This window comes from Flavisolibacter ginsengiterrae DSM 18136 (genome assembly GCF_059568575.1).
The window spans coordinates 70543-91761 of the sequence record NZ_JCANTR010000013.1 but is presented as its reverse complement, the minus strand read 5'-3'; the positions used below and the strand labels follow the sequence as shown (position 1 = coordinate 91761).

The following is a 21219-nucleotide window of genomic DNA, read 5'->3' as shown; positions in this document are numbered from 1 at the left end:
AATAAACATAGAAGATGAAAATGATTGTAAGGAATAGCCTGGTATTAATGGTCGCAGGTTTGCTAGGCATGGATGCAGGGGCGCAAATGGTAAGTAAGGTGACAGACCCCGTGGAATGGATCAATCCATTGATGGGAACTGAATCCAAACCCAGCCTGTCTAACGGAAATACATACCCGTCAATCTGCGTACCCTGGGGTATGAACTTCTGGACGCCACAGACAGGCAATATGGGTGATGGCTGGGCCTATACCTATACGGCTGATAAGATCAAAGGGTTTAAACAAACCCACCAGCCCTCTCCATGGATGAATGATTATGGACAGTTTTCCATCATGCCGGTAACAGGCAAATTGAAATTCAGGCAGGATGAGCGGGCCAGCTGGTTCTCTCATAAGGCAGAAGTTTCCAAACCCTATTACTACAGTGTGTACCTGGCCGATCATGATGTGACCACCGAGATCGCACCAACGGAAAGAGCTGCACAATTCAGGTTTACCTATCCCCAATCTGACAGTTCCTTTATCGTGATCGATGCGTTTGATAAAGGTTCTTATATAAAGGTGATACCGGAAGAAAGAAAGATCATCGGTTATACCACGCGGAACAGTGGTAGTGTGCCCAAGGATTTCAAGAATTATTTTGTTATTTATATAGATAAGCCATTCACCGTTTCCTATACATGGAAAGATGATGCATTATCGCGTGATAAGGAAGCAAGTGCAAACCATACCGGTGCGGTGATAGGTATTAAAACTTCCAGGGGAGAGCAGGTGGCATTGAGGGCCGCATCATCCTTTATCAGCTATGAGCAGGCTGAGATCAGCCTGTCCAGGGAGATTGGCAAAGATGGTTTCGAGGCTACCAAAACAAAGGCCAAGGCAGCATGGAACAAGCAATTGAACCGCGTGCTGGTAGAAGGTGGTACCATCGACCAGGTGCGCACTTTTTATTCCTGCCTGTACCGCACCTTGCAGTTCCCGCAAAAACATTATGAACTGGACCAGCAGGGAAAAATAGTTCATTACAGTCCTTACAATGGAAAGGTGATGCCGGGTTATTTATTTGCAGGAACCGGCTTCTGGGATACTTTCCGGGCCTTATATCCTTTTCTCAATTTCTTATATCCCTCCATCAATAAAGAGATGCAGGAAGGCCTGATCAACGACTATAAAGAAGGTGGCTTCCTGCCCGAATGGAGCAGCCCAGGTTATCGTGACATCATGGTAGGTAACAATTCAGCCTCCGTGGTTTCCGATGCCTATATGAAAGGCATGAGGGGTTATGATATCAATACATTGTATGAGGCTTTGTTGAAAGATGCGAATACGGAAGGACCTGTATCTGCAGTGGGCAGAAAAGGCGTGAACTATTACAATGACCTGGGCTATGTTCCTTACAATGTGGGCATCAATGAGAATGCGGCGCGCACACTGGAATATGCCTACGATGATTTTACCATCTACCAGCTGGCGAAAGCACTGAAGCGTCCGAAGGCAGAGATAGACCTCTATGCCAGGCGTTCACAGAATTACCGTAACCTGTTTGATCCTTCATCCAAACTGATGAGAGGCAAGAACGAGGATGGTTCTTTCATGTCTCCCTTCAATCCCTTCAAATGGGGCGATGCCTTTACGGAAGGTAACAGCTGGCATTATAGCTGGAGTGTGTTTCATGATATAGCAGGATTGATAGAGCTGATGGGTGGCAAGGCAGCATTCTCCAATATGCTGGATTCCATCTTTAAAATGCCCCCTGTATTTGATGACAGTTATTATGGTGGGGTGATCCACGAGATACGCGAAATGCAGATCATGAACATGGGACAGTATGCGCATGGCAACCAGCCCATTCAGCACGTTTTGTATTTGTATAATTATGCTAATGAGCCCTGGAAAAGCCAGTATTGGATCCGCAATGCCATGGAAAGATTATACAAGGCCAGTCCTGATGGCTACTGTGGTGATGAAGACAACGGGCAGACCTCAGCCTGGTATGTTTTTTCTGCCATGGGATTTTATCCTGTTTGTCCCGCCACTGACCAATACGTTTTAGGCACACCCTTATTCAAAAAGATGACCATCTCTTTTGAGAATGGCAAGAAGCTGGTGATCAATGCGCCCAATAACAGTGCGGAAAATGTATATGTGCAATCCTTGCAATTCAACGGGAAGTCATATGGCAAAAACTTTATCAGCCATTTTGATATACAGAAAGGCGCTTCCATGAACTATGTGATGAGCGCAGTTCCTAATAAGAGCCGTGGCATTACTGCTGCCGATCTGCCTTACTCTTTCTCTGAAGACAAAGCCAATGCTGATATTATTAAGCAGGCGAAAACAGTGAAAGAAAAAAAGGTTTCCTACAGGGATGAGGACTCCTTGCATAAGGATGGGTACACGTTGATCATTAAAAACTATGACCCTTCATTCGATCCTTCTGAAAAGCAAAAACTGATCAACACATTCTTTGAAGTATACCCTCAACAGGCCAAAGCTTATAATGCCAACACCCTGAAGCGCATCACATTTGTCATTGATCCCAATTACACTGGCGTTGCAGAAACAGGAGATGGCGTGGCCCGTTACAGTTCTCATTGGCTGAAAAAGAATCCGGAGGATATAGATGTTGTGACACATGAAGTGATGCACGTGGTACAGTCCTATCCCAATGAGTCGGGACCGGGCTGGCTTACGGAAGGTATTGCTGATTACGTGCGCTATAAGTTGGGTGTGAACAATGAGAAGGCAGGTTGGTCCTTGACACCATTCAAGGCAACGCAAAGCTATACGAACAGTTACCGCATTACGGCGCGCTTCCTGGTTTGGCTGGATAAGAACATAAAGCCCGGGATCGTATATCATCTGGATGCCGCCATGCGTACCCAAACCTATACACAAGCCATATGGAAAGATCTTACAGGCAAATCATTGGATGAACTGTGGACAGATTATACCCTTAATCCTGCAATTTAATAATCCCTAAAGATCATGAAGCCTGGTCATGGTGAGCAGGCCTATGAAAATAAAAAAGCAAAATCATATTATGTCGGTTGTGTTAGGTGTTGATATTGGCGGCTCGCATATTACCGCTGCGCTGGTGGACCTGGAATCAAGATCAGTAATACCGGGATCCGGAAAAAGGAAACTGGTCAACTCGCAGGCTTCCAGCAAAGAGATCATTGATGAATGGTGTGCAGTGATCAGGGATGCTTTCACTGATGCAGTTGCTGGTGGCTGGAAAGTAGGTATAGCCATGCCGGGTCCCTTTAATTACGATGAAGGTATTTCACTGATCAAAGACCAGGATAAATTCCAGTCATTATACCATAAGAATGTCAGGAATTTGCTGGCCAATGAACTGGGAATCGGGCCCGCATCTGTAAAGTTTATGAATGATGCCTCCTGCTTTTTGCAGGGCGAGGTTTTTGGAGGGGCTGCAAGGGACTACAATCCCGTACTGGGATTGACCCTGGGCACAGGCCTGGGATCAGCAGTTTGCCGGAATGGCGTTGCGGAAGATGCAGATCTCTGGAAGTCACCCTTCAGGGAGGGTATCGCCGAAGATTATTTATCTACCAGGTGGTTTGTGGCCCGCTATCAACAATTGAGTGGTCAAACCGTAACAGGTGTGAAAGAACTGATGGAGGAAGATTCTCCATTTGTACAACAGGTATTCCTTGAATTTGGGGCCAACCTGGGCGCGTTCCTGGTGCCGCATATCCTATCCAATAAAGCAGAAGCAGTGGTGCTGGGTGGCAATATTGCCAACGCGCTACCTTTTTTCCTGCCTTCGCTGGAAAAGGTCATCAGGGAACATAACCCAGATGTGGTGCTCAAAAAAGCATTGTTACATGAAGATGCTTCATTGATAGGTGCAGCCAGTTGTTGGCAGATGGGAGAGTCGGGAGTTTGGAGTCGGGAGTCGGGAGTCAGGGAACAGTTGAAAAGTTGACAGGTTGATAAGGATCTGCCTGCGCTAAAGCTACGGCGGACGAGGGAGGAACCACTGAGGCAGAGAGACACGGAGAGGCACGGAGATAAGTTTGTAGTTTGTAGTTTATAGTTTGTAGTTCTTGGGTCTGTTCCTGGTTTATAGTTTTTGGTTTATGGTTCTTTAAATGGAAGAGACTTTACCAGGGTGCAGTCAGAACTAATGTATAGAATGATGAAATTAACTTGATCGTCTTGGCGTAGTTGTTCGGGAGTTTTTGAACGCCTTAGATGTATTATATGGTACTAATACAATTAAATTATGAAATTAATGAACAGGTTTACCAGGCTAAGTTTGATCACTGTCGTTTTGAATATGATCTGCCTGCAGTTGATGGCGCAGGTGCACAAGGCGCCGGCCTATCCTTTAATTACGCATGATCCCTATTTCAGCGTATGGTCTTTTGCTGATACGCTGAATAGCAAACCCACCACGCATTGGACGGGCAGCAGCCAGCCATTATTGGGCTGGGTAAAAGTGGATGGTCAAGTATATAGTTTCCTGGGTGATAAGGAAAAAGCCTGGAAGACCATATTGCCTGCTTCAGATGAATCCAGTTTTACTGTCAGATACACGGAAGAAAAACCAGCTGATGATTGGGTGAAGGAAGGTTTTGATGACAGTAAATGGAATACAGGCACAGCACCTTTCGGAAATAATGATGTAGCGCCCACTAAATGGTTGAAACGCGATCTGTATGCCAGGCGCGTATTTGAATTGAAAGATATGGACACTGCCATTTTCCTGAAAACAGTGCATGATGATGACTGCGAGATATTTTTAAATGGGGAGAAGGTGTATAGTTCTGCATTGATCAGGAAATATAAATACACCAGTATTCAGAACCTGTTGAAGAAAGGTAGGAATATCCTGGCTGTCCATGGTATCAATACAGGTGGTGATTCCTGGCTGGACTTCGGCATAGCTGCAGAGAAGATGGAAAATACCAGTGCGCCAGCAAAAGCTGTTCAGCAATCTGTTACCATAACAGCCACGCAGACCAAATATGTTTTTAACTGTGGCAAGGTGACACTGGATGTGAAGTTCATCTCTCCGTTATTGATGGATGACCTGCAATTATTATCAAGACCGGTTTCTTATGTATCATTTAAAGCAACATCAAAAGATGGCGTTGCACATAGTGTGCAGGTATTTTTTGGTGCATCTACTGATCTCGCTGTCAATGAGCCTTCGCAACAGGTAACCGTACAAACGGTGCCATCTAATTCACTTAAGGTAGTAAGAGCGGGAAGCGTGGCGCAACCTGTTTTGCAGAAAAAAGGTGATGACCTGCGGATAGACTGGGGTTATGTATATGTAGCAACACCTGCTGCAGGCAGATCAGTCCAGTACACCACATCAACGCAGGATGCGCTTGCGAGTTTTACTTCAGGCAAGAACAATAGTAGCATTCCATCGGGCAAGCAACTTTCATTGAATACCGTACTTGACCTGGGAAAGGTAGGTAACAAGGCGGCTGAGAGTTATATCATGCTTGGCTATGATGATCTGTATTCGATAGAATATTTTGGTACACGATTAAAGCCGTGGTGGAGAAATGGAAAAGACAGTACCATGCTTTCGCAATTGACAAAGGCAGCTGCAGAATATAAAAAAATATTGCAACGATGTGATGCCTTTGATGAAAGGCTTTATGCAGATGCAACTGCTGCCGGAGGAAAGGAATATGCAGATGTCTGTGTGCTGGCTTACCGCCAGAGTGTGGCAGCGCATAAACTGGTGAAGAGTCCTGCTAGTGAGTTGTTGTTTTTATCCAAAGAAAACTTCAGCAATGGGTCCATCAACACGGTTGATATTACCTATCCTTCTTCACCCCTCTACCTGATCTACAATCCTGGTTTATTAAAAGGGATGATGAATGGCATCTTTTATTACAGCGAAAGCGGGAAATGGGCCAAGCCGTTTGCAGCGCATGACCTGGGCACTTATCCAAAGGCCAATGGGCAAACTTATGGCGAGGATATGCCTGTGGAGGAATCTGGCAATATGATCATTTTGACTGCCGCCATTGCAAAGGCGGAAGGAAACGCCTCCTACGCCAAAAAACACTGGAAGACGCTGACCACCTGGGCTGAGTACTTAAGCAAGGAAGGCTTTGATCCTGCCAGCCAGCTTTGCACGGATGATTTTGCCGGCCACCTGGCACGCAATGCCAACCTTTCAGTAAAAGCAATTGTGGCGCTTCGTTGTTATGGCATGCTGGCTTCCATGCTAAAAGATGAAACCAAAGCAGCTACCTATAATAACATGGCAAAAGAGATGACAGGCAAATGGATGCAGCTGGCCGATGCCGGTGATCACTATGCCCTGACCTTTAATGATAAAAATACCTGGAGCCAGAAATACAATCTTGTCTGGGACAAGGTGCTGGGGTTAAACCTGTTTCCTGCCGATGTTTATAGCAAGGAAGTGAATTATTACCTGGGTCATCAAAATACCTATGGCCTTCCCCTGGATAGCCGTAAAACCTATTCCAAATCAGACTGGATCCTGTGGACAGCAGTGCTTACAGATAAACCAGCGGAATTTCAAAAGCTGGTGGCACCTATCTATACATATGCCATGGAAACTTCCTCGAGGGTGCCTTTGAGTGACTGGCATGAAACAACCACCGGTAAAATGGTTGGTTTTCAGGCAAGAAGTGTGGTGGGTGGCTATTATATGAAGCTCCTGCAGCAAAAGATAAAAAATAAGAAGTAGTATTCTCTCATATAGTAATATAGCAGTCACGACCCATTGTTTCTACAATGGGTCATTTTTTTGTGGTGACAGGAGCCGCAAATAAAATGTTGTTTTCTTTTCCACCATTCATCAACAGGATATATACGATAAAGACCCGGGTAAAATTACAGGTTCAGTAAACCAGGGTGCAGAACAGGAAATTCAAACGGGGTAGCACATATGTAATTCGTTTTTTATAAAAAAATCAGATAATTAATTTGAACCATTACAAATATTTTCTATTTTGCCGCAGATAACCAATAGGAACTAAGTGTTTCTACTAACTGCCAGTATCTATGAATTCAAGAACCTTACTTAGCGTTATTACGCTACTTTTTTCCTTCTTCTTCAGTGTAACTACTAAAGCACAATCGTTTGGAATTAATTCCTCTGCTGCCTGGATCACCAATTGCAGCCAGAACGATTATTTCAATACTTCGGGGAATGGTTCCAACCTGATAGGACCAGCAGGGAACACCTTTAACAATACTAACCTTGGGGCCTACACGCAAAACTCTGAAACACTTGTATTAAGAGGTGGAGAAGTAAGAAGTTTTAAAGTGCCAGGCGTGGCTAATGTGTGCAGTGCGCATATGTATTACAGGGTATACCTGCAAACCGGGGCACCCGGAATTTTTAATGCAATGGATCTTGCCTTTACGGATGATTGCAATGTGCCTGCGGGTACATATCCATCTGGTGGTTCCTGTGTGACAGGAGACCAGAAATGGAGCCGTGTGGTTAACGATGGAACTACTACACCTTATGCACCTGTAAATCTTACGGCCTATACACCGGGTAATTATGTGCTTGAAATATATTATGATGTTACAGGGTCTAATAGTTCTACCAGCCTGTGTAATGAAACGATGACCCTGAACAACGGGGGTAATAACTATAAAGCTTTCTTTTCTATACAGGCACCGGTATTGGCTAGCAATAACCCAACCACCTGTAATGGCACTGAAGGTTCTATATCTATTAATGGATTAGCTGCAGGGGCGAATTACTCCATCAGTTATTCTGATGATGGAGTGCCGGTAGGTCCATTAAGCTTTACAGCCAATGCTTCCGGCCAGGTCATAATTAGCAATTTGAAAGCCGGCACCTATGCCGATTTTACCATAATAAGTAATGGTTGTCCTACGGATCTGAATACAGGTGTTATATTGTCAAACCCTGTATTTACGCCTAAGTTTACCAAGATCGCTCCATTTTGTGCAGGTTCCACTGCACCGGTATTACCAACCACTTCAACGAATGGAATTGCCGGTACATGGAATCCTTCCGTTGTTGACAACCAAAACTCACGTACGTACACATTCACACCCAATGCCGGCCAGTGTGGCATACCCACAACTATGAGCGTGACGGTGAATCCAAAGCTGACTCCAACGTTTGGTTTTGGAACTTCCCTGACCATTTGTGCAGGAGGAACAGTGCCTGCATTGACCAATACTTCCACGAATGGGATTACAGGAACATGGAGCCCTTCGGTTGTTGACAATCAAAATTCAGCCAACTATACATTTACGCCAGCGGCTGGCCAATGCGCCAACCCTGCAACATTTACTGTGACGGTTACGCCTAATATTCCACCTACATTTAGTTTTGGCACTGCCCTTACTATTTGTGCAGGCCAGGCAGTTCCTACTTTACCAACTACTTCCAGCAATGGGATTACAGGTACATGGAGCCCTGCAACAGTTGATAATCAAAATTCTGGTACTTACACGTTCACGCCTACTGCAGGACAGTGTGCCACTACGGCAACATTTACGGTAACTGTTAATCCGAATGTCACACCAACATTCAGTTTTGGTACTTCATTGAATATATGTGCCGGCGGATCGGTTCCATCATTACCTGGAACATCAGTTGAGGGGATCACAGGAACCTGGAGTCCTGCAACGGTTGACAACCAGAATTCTGCTACCTATACTTTCACGCCAACTGCAGGCCAGTGTGCTTTGAATACCACATTCACTGTAACCGTAGCGCCTAACATTCCACCAAGCTTTGCCTTTGGCAGTTCACTGACCATTTGCGCAGGTGGTGTTGTGCCTTCGTTACCCGCAACCTCAGATAATGGAATAACTGGTACATGGAGTCCCGCAACAGTTGATAACCAGAATTCTGGTACCTATACGTTCACACCCACTGCAGGACAGTGTGCCACAACGGCAACATTTACAGTAACTGTTAATCCGAACATCACACCTGCTTTCAGTTTTGGAACAACATTGACTATTTGCGCAGGAGGAACAGTGCCCGCATTGCCCACTACATCTACCAATGGCATTACAGGTACATGGAATCCTGCTACTGTGGATAATCAGAATTCCGCCACCTATACATTTACACCTTCCGCAGAGCAATGCGCTGTTACCACAACATTTACTGTAACGGTGAATCCGAATGTAACGCCCACATTTAGCTTTGGAACTTCTTTAAATATATGTGCAGGTGGAACGGTGCCTGCTCTTCCGGCAATATCAACAGAAGGTATTACCGGTTCCTGGAATCCTGCTACCGTAAACAATAATGCTTCCGGTACATATACATTTACACCTACTGCAGGTCAGTGTGCCACTACGACCAACTTTACAGTTTCCGTGGCGCCTAATATTCCACCAAGCTTTGCCTTTGGTAGTTCATTAACTATCTGTGCCGGAGGATCAGTACCGGCATTGCCAGCTACTTCTGATAATGGCATTAATGGTATTTGGAATCCAGCTACAGTTGATGATCAGAATTCCGGTACCTATACATTTACGCCTACTGCTGGCCAGTGTGCCACAATAGCCAGTTTCACTGTAACAGTGAACCCGATTGTTACGCCAACATTTAGCTTCGGTACCAGTTTATCTATTTGCGCCGGCGGTTCAGTACCAGCTTTACCCGGCACATCTTCCAATGGAATAACAGGAAGCTGGAGCCCGGCCACTGTGGATAATCAAAACTCCGCAACCTATACGTTTACACCAACTGCAGGACAGTGTGCTGTGAACACCACCTTTACTGTATCGGTTAATTCCAATACAGCCCCGGTATTCTCATTTGGATCTTCATTAACCATTTGTGCAGGAGGAAGCGTTCCAACACTACCGTCAACATCAGACAATAGTATTAATGGTACATGGAGTCCTGCATCAGTTAATACCCAGGCTTCCGGTACATATACCTTTACACCTACTGCTGGTCAGTGTGCTACAACAGCTACATTTACCGTTACTGTTAATCCGAATATCACACCATCATTTGGTTTTGGAACTTCATTGACAATATGTGCAGGCGGATCAGTTCCGGCCCTACCTAATGCTTCTGATAATGGCATCAACGGTACCTGGTCGCCGGCTACTGTAGATAATACTGCTTCCGGTACTTACACGTTTACTCCAACAGCAGGGCAGTGTGCGCTTACAACCACATTCACTGTAACGGTGAATCCGAATGTAACGCCAACCTTTAGCTTTGGAACTTCCCTGGCCATATGTGCCGGTGGAACAGTGCCTGCTTTACCAGCTACATCCGGAAATGGTATTACCGGTACATGGAGCCCGGCTGCTGTTGATAACCAGTCTTCCGGTAGCTATACATTTACACCTACTGCCGGCCAGTGTGCAACTACCACGAATTTTGATGTAACAGTAACACCGAATACGGTGCCTGTATTTAGCATAGGATCAACAATGACTATTTGTGCGGGAGCGGCAGTTCCAGCCTTAGCTGCATCCTCAGATAATGGTGTTGCGGGAACCTGGAGTCCTGCAACAATTGATAACCAGGCTTCCGGTGTTTACACATTTACACCATCGGCAGGTCAATGCGCTACCACAGCAACATTTACTGTAACAGTGAATCCGAACATCACGCCTACGTTTTCTTTTGGCACGTCCATGAGCATATGTGCGGGATCTGGTGCGCCAGCCCTGCCGACAACATCTGTTAATGGCATCACAGGAACCTGGAATCCTGCCACGGCTGATAATCAGAATTCAGCTACCTATACATTCACACCTGCTGCTGGACAGTGTGCAGTTAGTACAACATTTAGCCTGACAGTAAATCCGAATTTGACGCCAACATTTGACTTTGGTATTTCCATGACCATCTGTGCGGGATCAGGTGCGCCTGCATTGCCGGCAACTTCTAACAATGGTATCACCGGTACCTGGAACCCTGCAACAGCGGATGACCAGAATTCGGCAACCTACACCTTTACCCCTTCTGCCGGTCAGTGCGGTACTACCACGACCTTTACATTAAATGTCACGCCGAATACCATACCCACATTTGGTTTTGGTACTTCGCTAACCATTTGTGCCGGAAGTGCAGTGCCCGTATTGCCTTCAACTTCTGACAATGGTATTGATGGATCCTGGAGTCCTGCAGTTGTCAGCAACCAGGCTTCTGGTATCTATACATTTACACCGGTTACATTGCCGGGTCAATGTATCAGCACCGTAAAATTTAATGTAAGGGTTAACCCGATACTCACACCAACCTTTAGCTTTGGGACAACACAGGTAATATGTTCAGGTTCTGCCGTACCGGTATTGCCTGCCACTTCCAATAATGGCATCAAGGGTGCCTGGACTCCGGCAGTGGTCAGCAACCAGGCTTCAGCTGTTTATACATTTACTACTGATCCTGGCCAGTGCGCAGCACCAACTGCCAGCTTTACGGTTACAGTGCCACCTGTTGCCACGGTCAATGCGAAGAATGATACCACCGTCAATGATGGTGACCTGCTTCCATTATTGACCATTGCAGGTACACCTTCATCGGGTGTGACCTATGCATGGACCAATTCAAATACCGCTATTGGCCTCGCGGCGTCCGGGACTGGAAACATACCAGCTTTCACAGCAACGAACAAGGGCAATGCTCCTATAAAAGGAACTATAACCATTACACCTTCTATAAACGGTTGTGCAGGTACGTCCCGAAGCTTCGTGATCACTGTCAATCCATTGGATAAGGATGTATTTGTGCCAAACGTGTTCTCTCCCAATGCTGATGGTAAGAATGATAAACTGTTTGTGTATGGTAATTATATCACGCAAGTTGATATGCACATCTTCAACCAGTGGGGACAGGAAATATTTATTATAGACAGCAAGACAAAGGGATGGGACGGAACCTTTAAAGGGAAGCCACAGCCTGTTGGCGTGTATGTATATGCGCTGAAAGCAGTGATGACCGATGGACGAACCATATCCATGAAAGGGTCCATAACACTGGTAAGATAAAAACTAACTGCACGGGGCAGTGTTGACTGCCCCGGGTATAAATAATATCCAATAAAAAAATGAAAACGTTTACGATGAAACTTTCTGCTTTACTCACCACCTGCCTCGTTTTGACCGGGATGCAACGGTTGGCTGCGCAGACAGACCCTCATTTTACGCAGAACTATACGTATCCTATGTATGTGAATCCTGCGCTGGCGGGAAGTGGCAATGGAGACTACAGGGTTTCAGCGATCTATCGAAGCCAGTGGGGTGGAGTAGGTAATCCTTATCGCACCACGGGTATATCCTTTGACACCCGCACAGATAAAAATATAAATCTGGGTGTCAACCTGATGAACCAGGCCGCCGGTGATGGTGGATTCAATTACTTAAATGCCTATGCATCCATTGCCTATACAGGGGTGAAATTTGGCAAGAACCTGGAGCACAGGCTGGTATTTGCTTTACAGCCCGGGCTCATCAATCGTCGTATTGACCAGAGTAAATTCAAATGGGGTGAGCAATGGAATCCTATCACGGGTTACAATGCTTCCAATCCTACTTCTGAAAGCTTTGCGGCTACCTCCGCTACAACATTTGATGTAGGTGCCGGCGTATTGTATTATGATGCTTCGGAAAACAAAGATTACAATGTGTTTGGCGGTCTCTCTTTTTTCCATTTGAATGGACCCAAAGATCCCATCATCTCTTCTCAAAGTGATGTATTGAATACCATACCCTTGAGATATACTGTACATGGGGGCGTCAGCTTCAAAATGGAAGAAGGTCTTAGTATAGTTCCCCATATCCTTTACATGCAACAGGGAAATGCCAGGGAAACCATGTTCGGAGTGTACGCACAAAAGAATGTGAATGAAGAAACAGATATTATGTTGGGTGGGTACTATCGGCATAATGATGCCTTTGCACCATTTGTTGGTGTTGATTACCGGGACTTCCTGGTTGGGTTGAGCTATGACATGAACACATCCAAACTGGGAAGCTTATCCAGGAACATCAACAGCTTTGAGTTGAGTGTTTCTTACAATCCTAAAAAAGGCTCGAAAAGCATTTTTGATTTTATACGTTGTCCGCGTTTGTAATTCTATTACATAAAAAGTTAGCAGCCATATTATGAATGCCCTTCAATCTCTTCCCATAAATAACCTTACCATGAATCTGCATAAGGTAAAGAAAACTGCTTTGCTGGTGCTGGCGGGATGCGCCCTGGCAACGCAGGCTTACAGCCAGGCAGACAATAGCCTGGTGCTGGCCGATAAATACTTTGCTTCCGGTGATTATTTTACCGCGGCAGGTCTTTACGGGCAATACCTGCATCCTGTTAAAAAACAAACGACCAGCGACTTTCCTTTGAACATAAGAAAGAGAGGAGGAGCTGGTAAAGGAAATTATGTAAATGACCTTGCCATCCAGTTCAAACAGGCGGAAAGCTACAGGCTGGCCAATTACTGGAACGAAGCCGCTGTGCTGTATAAAGATTGTTTTGATAAAGACCCTGCTACCTATCCCAATGCCTTGTATTGGTATGCCATATGCCAGCGCAGCCTGGGAAATTTTACAGCGGCACAGGAAAGTCTTGACCAGTTTATTTCCGGTAACCCGGGAACTGCCTACCAGCAGGAAGCGGGTAAGGAAAAGGACAGGCTGGTTTTTATCAGCCAGCAAAGGACAAGACCCGATTCTGTTTTGTATCATTTGCAAAAACTTTCTGTTAATGCTGGTAATGAATCTTCAGTATATGCGCCAATGAGTGCCGGGGGCGATCAATTGATAGTCACCAGTACAGTGAAAGATTCAGTGGCAATGCCAGGCCAAAACCCTTACCATAACAGGTTGTTTCAATCAGCAATGGTCAATGGTAGTTTACAAAACCTTTCGCCTGTAACGATAGAAGGAAATGACTATAGTTTGAACCAGGGCACGGCATCACTTAGCCCTGATAGAAATAGGATATATTTTACACAATGGAAAAAAGAGAACGGCGGATCTGTTGCTGCGATCTATTATGCCATCAAAAAAGATAATGGATGGAGTCAGCCGGTGTTGTTGGCGTCGATAAACCAGGAAGGCTCTAATAGTAAGCAGCCATTTTGCACTGCAGATGGAAAATATTTATTCTTTGCTTCCGACAGGAAGGGAGGATTGGGACAGTTTGATATATGGTATGCTCCTTTGCAGGCTGATGGCCAGGCGGGAGAACCTGTAAATGCCGGCACAGTTATCAATACTGCAGGCAATGAACAGTCGCCTTTCTATCATGCTGCCAGCAATACCCTTGTATTTTCTTCTGACCGCATGCCGGGTATGGGTGGCTATGACCTGTTTTCCTCTATTGGAAAAGAAACAAACTGGCAGGCACCGGAGAATATGGGATACCCGGTTAACTCATCCCGCGATGATATCTATTATTATGCGTCAGAAAAGGGTAACATTTACACGGATGCCCTGTTCAGTTCTGACAGGGGATCGGAATGCTGCCTGTCAACCTATACGGTTTCTAAAACAGCGAAAAGAAAACTCATAGCAGGTGTTATCAAGGATTGCAAGGATAATGCACCGCTTGCCGGAACCGAAGTCGTAATGAAAGAAACATCAGGGAAAAGCTATAAGTTCACAACGGGTGCAGATGGAAGTTATGTATTTGAATTATCGGGTGATATCAACCAGCGCCAGTTCCTGGTTAATAAAGAAAAATATGCAGGCAAAACTGCTGAAATGGAAGTTGATGGCGGTAAAACAGGATGGCTGATCGATACCATTTACAATGCACCGCTTTGCCTGGAAAAGAAACTGGTGATCAAGGTGGAGAATGTGGTAACAGTGTACTTTGATTTTGACCGCAGCTTATTAAAGGACCGTGCCACCCAGCAACTGGATTCTATCTATAATGTATTGGTAGAAAATCCAAAGGCAACCATCCAGGTATCTGGTTATACCGATGGATTGGGCTCTGTGGAATACAACAAGATACTTTCTGATAAGCGTGCCAAAGCCTGCGCAGATTATTTAATTGCAAAAGGCATAGACGCCTCGAGGATCAGTTTTGAATCATTTGGCGCCTGTTGCCCTGTGGAAATGGAAATGATCAATGGTAGGGACAATCCAGATGGAAGAAGTATGAACAGGAGAGCCCTGATCAATATTGATAAACCATCAGAAGAATAATTGAGCAATACATAGTTGTACTGAAATATAATAACATCAAATGCTGACCCCCTGGTCAGCATTTTTGTCTCTTACTCAAATGTTCTTAAAGCGTAATGATCAAATAGATAGGAAGCAGTGGTTATAGTTCCCTTATGTAATGCATACCATGGGCTAATGAAAGTATTAAAAGGGTTGCTGACGACATACATGGTTTGCGCGGGTGAATAGCCCTCTACTAATTTGAACAATCGTTCACCGGTGGTAGATAGTTTCTCGTCAACAATGATGCAGCAATGTCCCGGGCTTCCGGGAGTAATGATAATGACACCTACGCCAAAATCTTGGGCAGGCTTTAAATGGTTATAGAGTGATATAGTGCCGGCCCAGGTGTAAACAATATCCAGGTAGGCGCGCAATGCTTTGTGTGAAAGAAGAACAGGCGCGGATCTTGCGAATAGTACACTGTTGCCCCTGGCAACCGGTCTTTTGCCATTGCAATAATCCATAAAAGAATAGTATTGGCCATCCGTGAAATGGAAACCAATGGCATAAAAACGTTCCCGGGCAAACAGGTATTCAGCCCTTAGGCGCATCAGCGCATCGGCACATTGCTGCAGATCACGGTTACCTACATCAAAAGCCACTATGCCTGCTTGTTTGGATTGGTTGGCAATAGCATTGCCTTTATAATCAAGGATGACACCTTCTTTAATGGGAAGATGTTGCAGGAAGAATTCCCAACTGTCTTTGTTGAAAGTTGGCACCATTGAATCTTTATGGATGGTAGTTGCAGGCAAGGCTTGTATAGAAGCATGATCAGTTGTTTGCAAACAACCGGCAAGGAGTACAGTCAATAGTACCCGCATATAGTAAGCTTTTCATTGAGATGCATGGTCACTGGATTTCCATAAGACCTGTTGAATTAATTTATTGTTCTGTCTCCATATTTTATTTAAAACAAAGGATTTCAAAGAATGGTAAAAGTTTAAGAATCCTGGAAGGTTACCTTTTTGGTAAGGGTGGTATCAATAGAAACAAAACCAGGTTATGAAACGATTGCTCTTCTCCTCCTTGCTGTGTCTTACAATCTGCAGCTGTCAAAACAACACCGGTGAAAAGGACATAGTAAATTCTCTGACAGATACTACATCCATCACTGGTCTCACAGGTGATTCAGTTAAGCTGGTGAAAACGGCCAGCATTGATGTAAAAGTAAAAGATGTTGAAAAAGCTGGCTGGGGTGTTTCTGCATTGGCCCAACAATTAGGTGGAAAGGTCTTTCATCAACAGTTGGAAACAATGGAAGGAGAAAGGAAAGAATTAAAGTTATCTGATGATTCTCTTATGGTCATAACTGCATATACTCCTCGTGCAGCTATAACCGTAAGGGTACCATCTGAGAACCTGGAATTGTTTCTCCATAACATAACTGAACTGGGTTATTATACCAACCGCAGTCAACTGGATATAGATGATAAATCCCTGGTCTTTCTTGAAAATAATTTAAAACAAAAAAACAGGCAAGGTGAAATATCTAAACCACGAAATGGGGCTCAAGACCTTTCATCCCTGGCATCGATCAATGTAAAGGATGCCATGATCGAACAGGGCATTACTAACAGGTCTATTGATGCTGATGTCCATTACAGCCTTGTAAATGTTTCCCTGTTTCAAAACTCCCTGGTGCGTAAAGAAGTCATTGCCAATTATATTCTTTCTGGTTATGAATTGCCTTTTTCTAAAAGGTTATTGAATGCAATTGGCAATGGCTGGGAAATGTTCCTCAGCTTTATTCTTTTCCTGGCGCATTTCTGGATGTTCCTGTTAGGCGCAGGTATTGCATGGATCACCTACCGCTATATTCAGCAAGCCAGGAAGATGGCTTACAGTAATGTCCCGTTGAAATAATTATACAGAAACGATCTTCTTTCCAAAAGGCATCAATGAGATCTCTACCAGTTTAAAATGTTGCCTTCCGAAGGGTATGCCAATGATAGTGATGAATAAAAGGATCCCGAAAGCTATATGGGTCAGGGCCAGCCAGACTCCGCCGAAAACTATCCAGATAATATTTAAAAAAACGGAGATCGTTCCTGAAGAGGAAGGATTGGTAACGGCCTTCCTTCCAAAAGGCCAGAGGACAAAACCCGCCATTTTAAAACATTGAAGCCCAAAAGGAATTCCGATAACGGTGCAACAAAGTATAAAGCCGCCAATACAATAGCCAATGGCGCTGATAAGACCTCCGAAGATCAGCCAGATAAGATTGCCAACCAGGTTCATAAGGAAAGTTGTTTTGGTTTTAAAGCGCTAATATGATTAAAATATTGCAACATTGATGTATTTCCCTTTGTTGAAAAGAATAATATATGGGCAGGCGGTTTTAAAATTCTACCATTTTCGCTTTAACTACTTCCCCAAATAAAAAAAATAATAATACGAACCTGTGTTGGTAATATTTATTTAATACCTACCTGCATTTTGTATTCATTAACACTTCATCTTTGCGGCCGAAAATTCAAACACATTATGCTTAAAAGACTGACCGTATTACTTAGTTTTCTTTTATGCCTTTCCGTTTGCCATGTTATGGCGCAGGAAACAACCTCTGAGATCCAGGGCGTGGTGACCGGTGATAAAGGAACAGGCCTGGAAGGTGCTACAGTTGTAGCAACACACCTGCCGACAGGTACCCATTATTCCACCTCAACCCGCAAGGACGGCCGTTACAACCTGCCTAACCTGCGTGTGGGCGGACCTTATGAACTGACTGCTTCTTTCGTGGGCTTCGGCACAGAAAAGCGTTCAGACATTACGCTGACCCTGGGAACTGCTTTCAGGGCCGATTTTGCAATGACTTCCACTGAAGGTGCGCTTTCTGAAGTTACCGTAACTACCGGAAGCCGTGTATTCAGCAGAAGCCGCACTGGTTCTGCTGAATCTATCAACCGCCAGCAGATTGAGCGTTTACCAACAGTAAACCGCAGCATCAACGACCTTACCCGTTTAACACCTACAGCCAACAGTAACGCAACCTACGGTACCAGCTCTTTTGCCGGCCGTAATAACTCCTATAACAATCTTACCGTTAACGGAGCATCTTTCAATAATACTTTCGGTTTGGCAGCCGGTCTTGGTGGACAGGCCAACTCCCAGCCAATCAGTATTGACGCCCTTGAGCAGATCCAGGTAAATATCGCTCCCTATGATGTTACCCTGGGTTCTTTCACAGGCGCAGGTATCAACTCTGTTACCAAGAGCGGTACGAATGAATTCAAAGGATCTGTGTACAGCTACTGGAAAAGCCCAAGCCTGACCGGTACTAAAGTAGGACCAACCACTATTGCCAAACAGGATTTCAATTTTAATAACCGTGGCGCCAGCATTGGTGGCCCGATCATTAAAAACAAATTGTTCTTCTTTGTCAGCGGTGAGCAGGAGAGGGTTAGCCAGCCGGCAACCAGCCTTGTAGCCAGCCGTAATGGATCAAGCGGTTCTGGTATCTCCCAGGCTAAAGCTGAAGACCTTGAAGCTTTAAGCGCTTTCCTGAAAACCAAGTATGGTTATGAAACAGGACCTTTTGAGAATTACACTTTCGATACGCACAGTGACAAGATCACTGCAAGAGTGGATTTGAACATCAACAAGAAGAATACACTGAACGTAAACTACTATTACCTGAAATCCTACCGCAATGTGCCGCCAAGCAACAGTGGTGCTATCAATGGTAACAGGCAGCCAGGTACTACAGCTATGCCTTTCTTCTCTTCTTCATACGTGATCAATAACAACTTTAATATTGTTATCGCGGAGTTGAACACACGTATCAGCAATTCGGTTTCCAATAAAGTGCAGGTTGGTTACAACCAGCTCAGGGATTTCCGTAGCAGCCCCGGTGGCGTATTTCCACTGGTGGATATTGCTAATGGAAATGGAAGCACATTTACCTCTTTCGGATATGAGCCATTCACTGCCTTCAACGTGTTGAATACAGATACATGGCAGTTCAATGATATCCTGAACTGGTACAAAGGCAAGCACACATTTACTTTCGGTACACAAAATACCTACAACAAGTTCCGCAACGGTTTTGCACCCAATTATTATGGTGCTTACCAGTTTGCCAACCTGGATAGCTTTTATAAGAGCGCCAACACAGGATCTTTAAGCGCCAGCCGCTACGAGGTTCGTTATTCAGCACGTAAGGGTGGTGAGTTTCCTTATGCAGACGTAGCAGCTTACCAGTTAGGCTTTTTCGCCCAGGACAAATGGAGCGCAATGAATAACCTGGTGATCACTGCAGGTGTGAGAGCCGACGTGCCTATTTTCAAACAAAGCTTTATTGCCAATACCAATGCTGACGCCTTAACCTTCCGTGATGGCGTACGCATCCACACAGGTGAAGCACCAAAGACCTCCATTCTATGGAGCCCAAGGGTTGGTTTCAACTGGGATGTAATGGATAACAAACAAACACAGGTTCGTGGTGGTTTGGGTATCTTCTCTGGTCCTCCTCCATTTGTATGGATCAGCAACCAGGCCAGCAACAATGGTGTTGACTTTGGATCTAAAGTGATCACTTCAGGTGTTGCTTTTTCTCCTGATGTTGATGCTTACCGTCCTGCAGGTGCTGCTGCCAACGTGAGCTATAACCTGGCAGTAACAGACCAGAACTTCAAATTCCCTCAATTGTTCAGAACTAATTTGGCTGTTGACCAGAAGCTTCCTTTTGGCATCGTAGCTACATTAGAAGGATTGTATAGCAAGGATCTGAACGCGGTTTATTTACAGAATGTCAATCTTCCTTCTACTGGTGTTGCCTTAGTAGGATCAGATAACAGGATTCGCTATGACAGTACAAGGATCTACAATACCATTAAATCCGGAAACACTGTTTTAAATACAGCAACAAGTCCTGATATCACCGATGCTATTTTAATGAGAAACACATCAAAAGGATATACCTACAGCGCTACTTTACAATTGCAGCGTAATGTAAAGAACCTTTACACGATGGTTGCCTATACATATAGCAAAAGCAAATCAGTTAACGATGGTGGTTCTATTGCACAATCCATGTGGAGAGACCGCAATGTATCCGGAGATCCAAATGCTGATGTGTTGTCATACTCCAACTTCTACCAGCCCCACCGTGTGATCGCTGCAGCTTACTACCGTTTTGAATATGCCAAACACCTGGCTACTTCTATCGGCTTCACTTTTGAAGGAGCTAACGGCGGCACAGCCAGCTACACTTATGGTGGCGATTTGAACAGGGATGGTTTAAGTGGTAATGATCTTATTTACATTCCTAAAGATCAGAACGATATTGTGCTGACCACTGAAAATGCAGCGGATACACGCACGCCTGCAGTGATCTGGGGACAATTGAATACCTATATCAACCAGGATCCTTACCTGAGCCAGCGCCGTGGACAGTATGCTGAAAGAAATGGTTTATTGTTACCATTCTACAAGCGTCTTGATTTGAACTTCTCACAGGATGTAAACCTGAAAGTAAATACAAAGACCAACACGCTGCGTTTCTCCCTTGACATCTTCAACTTTGGTAACCTGTTGAACAAGAACTGGGGTGCTACCTATTTCGCCAACAGAACAGCCTTGTTGAACTTCAAGAAGGTAGAAACCACTGGTACCAATACAGGCAAACCTGTGTTCAGCTTCCCTTACCTGGATGCTGCCAACCAGGTTCCCCTGACAAGTTCTTTCCAGAAAAGCACTAGCCAGGCTTCCCGTTTCCAGGTTCAGTTAGGCGTACGTTATATATTCAACTAAGCATAATAGATAGCCTTTTTATAAAGCACCCGCAAGGGTGCTTTTTTTATGCCTGGTGGTTAACGTCATGCACGTCCTTATTCATTGATAATGGTGATTCTCCTAAGTGTAATTACGTAGCAGAAAAGAATTTGTCAACATAATGATTAATTAATCTACACTGCCTGCTAATGGTTTTTGAATTCTTATATATTTGATTTCATTGTCCATCCATCCTGTGTAAAGCATTTCCATATTTTATCCTTTCGGAAGACCATTATTGCAGCAACCTTTTTTACACACT

At 44.6% G+C, this 21219-nt stretch carries 10 protein-coding genes; 8 read left to right on the top strand and 2 right to left on the bottom strand.

All coding sequences use genetic code 11. From position 1 onward, the window contains the following. The first annotated feature begins 14 nt into the window (after positions 1-14). From BP74_RS14335 to BP74_RS14310, 6 genes are all read left to right on the top strand, one after another. Positions 15-2975, top strand: a complete 2961-nt coding sequence (locus BP74_RS14335) for a GH92 family glycosyl hydrolase (RefSeq protein WP_496375037.1) — start codon at positions 15-17, stop codon at positions 2973-2975. A 70-nt stretch (positions 2976-3045) separates the two neighbouring features. Continuing rightward, a complete protein-coding gene (locus tag BP74_RS14330) occupies positions 3046-3954 on the top strand; it encodes an ROK family protein (RefSeq protein ID WP_496375036.1) in 909 nt (302 codons plus the stop codon). A 309-nt stretch (positions 3955-4263) separates the two neighbouring features. After that, positions 4264-6714: a glutaminase family protein gene (locus tag BP74_RS14325; protein WP_496375110.1), complete on the top strand. Its 2451-nt coding sequence runs from the start codon at positions 4264-4266 to the stop codon at positions 6712-6714. Positions 6715-7031: 317 nt separating this feature from the next. Further along, positions 7032-11990, top strand: coding sequence for a T9SS type B sorting domain-containing protein (locus BP74_RS14320; RefSeq protein ID WP_496375035.1), 4959 nt, complete (start codon positions 7032-7034; stop codon positions 11988-11990). A 74-nt stretch (positions 11991-12064) separates the two neighbouring features. Continuing rightward, positions 12065-13075 (top strand): PorP/SprF family type IX secretion system membrane protein, encoded by a 1011-nt coding sequence (locus BP74_RS14315; protein WP_496375034.1) that lies wholly within the window; start codon positions 12065-12067, stop codon positions 13073-13075. A gap of 70 nt (positions 13076-13145) precedes the next feature. Next, positions 13146-15158, top strand: coding sequence for an OmpA family protein (locus BP74_RS14310; protein ID WP_496375033.1), 2013 nt, complete (start codon positions 13146-13148; stop codon positions 15156-15158). 71 nt (positions 15159-15229) lie between these two features. Here the strand turns inward: BP74_RS14310 and BP74_RS14305 are convergent, their stop codons facing one another. Continuing rightward, positions 15230-16006 carry a DUF4846 domain-containing protein gene (locus BP74_RS14305; RefSeq protein WP_496375032.1) on the bottom strand — a complete coding sequence of 259 codons (777 nt, stop codon included), beginning with the start codon at positions 16004-16006 and terminating at the stop codon, positions 15230-15232. A 181-nt stretch (positions 16007-16187) separates the two neighbouring features. On the opposite strand from BP74_RS14305, the gene BP74_RS14300 reads away from it, so the two are divergent. Next, complete coding sequence (locus BP74_RS14300; protein WP_496375031.1) at positions 16188-17048, top strand: DUF4349 domain-containing protein; 861 nt, start codon at positions 16188-16190, stop codon at positions 17046-17048. Here BP74_RS14300 and BP74_RS14295 read toward each other — a convergent pair whose 3' ends face one another. Then, the gene (locus tag BP74_RS14295; RefSeq protein ID WP_496375030.1) at positions 17049-17423 is read right to left on the bottom strand and encodes a YccF domain-containing protein; all 375 of its coding nucleotides are present in this window, start codon (positions 17421-17423) and stop codon (positions 17049-17051) included. A 246-nt stretch (positions 17424-17669) separates the two neighbouring features. Between BP74_RS14295 and BP74_RS14290 the strand changes: the two genes are divergently transcribed. Next, on the top strand, positions 17670-20936 hold the full coding sequence (locus BP74_RS14290) for a TonB-dependent receptor (protein ID WP_496375029.1): 3267 nt from the start codon (positions 17670-17672) through the stop codon (positions 20934-20936). Positions 20937-21219: the final 283 nt, after the last annotated feature.

Coding starts and splice junctions, on each gene's coding strand:
- BP74_RS14330 (WP_496375036.1), top strand. CDS start 3,046: ATGTCGGTTGTGTTAGGTGTTGATATTGGCGGCTCGCATATTACCGCT.
- BP74_RS14335 (WP_496375037.1), top strand. CDS start 15: ATGAAAATGATTGTAAGGAATAGCCTGGTATTAATGGTCGCAGGTTTG.
- BP74_RS14300 (WP_496375031.1), top strand. CDS start 16,188: ATGAAACGATTGCTCTTCTCCTCCTTGCTGTGTCTTACAATCTGCAGC.
- BP74_RS14310 (WP_496375033.1), top strand. CDS start 13,146: ATGAATCTGCATAAGGTAAAGAAAACTGCTTTGCTGGTGCTGGCGGGA.
- BP74_RS14320 (WP_496375035.1), top strand. CDS start 7,032: ATGAATTCAAGAACCTTACTTAGCGTTATTACGCTACTTTTTTCCTTC.
- BP74_RS14295 (WP_496375030.1), bottom strand. CDS start 17,423: ATGAACCTGGTTGGCAATCTTATCTGGCTGATCTTCGGAGGTCTTATC.
- BP74_RS14305 (WP_496375032.1), bottom strand. CDS start 16,006: ATGCGGGTACTATTGACTGTACTCCTTGCCGGTTGTTTGCAAACAACT.
- BP74_RS14315 (WP_496375034.1), top strand. CDS start 12,065: ATGAAACTTTCTGCTTTACTCACCACCTGCCTCGTTTTGACCGGGATG.
- BP74_RS14325 (WP_496375110.1), top strand. CDS start 4,264: ATGAACAGGTTTACCAGGCTAAGTTTGATCACTGTCGTTTTGAATATG.
- BP74_RS14290 (WP_496375029.1), top strand. CDS start 17,670: ATGCTTAAAAGACTGACCGTATTACTTAGTTTTCTTTTATGCCTTTCC.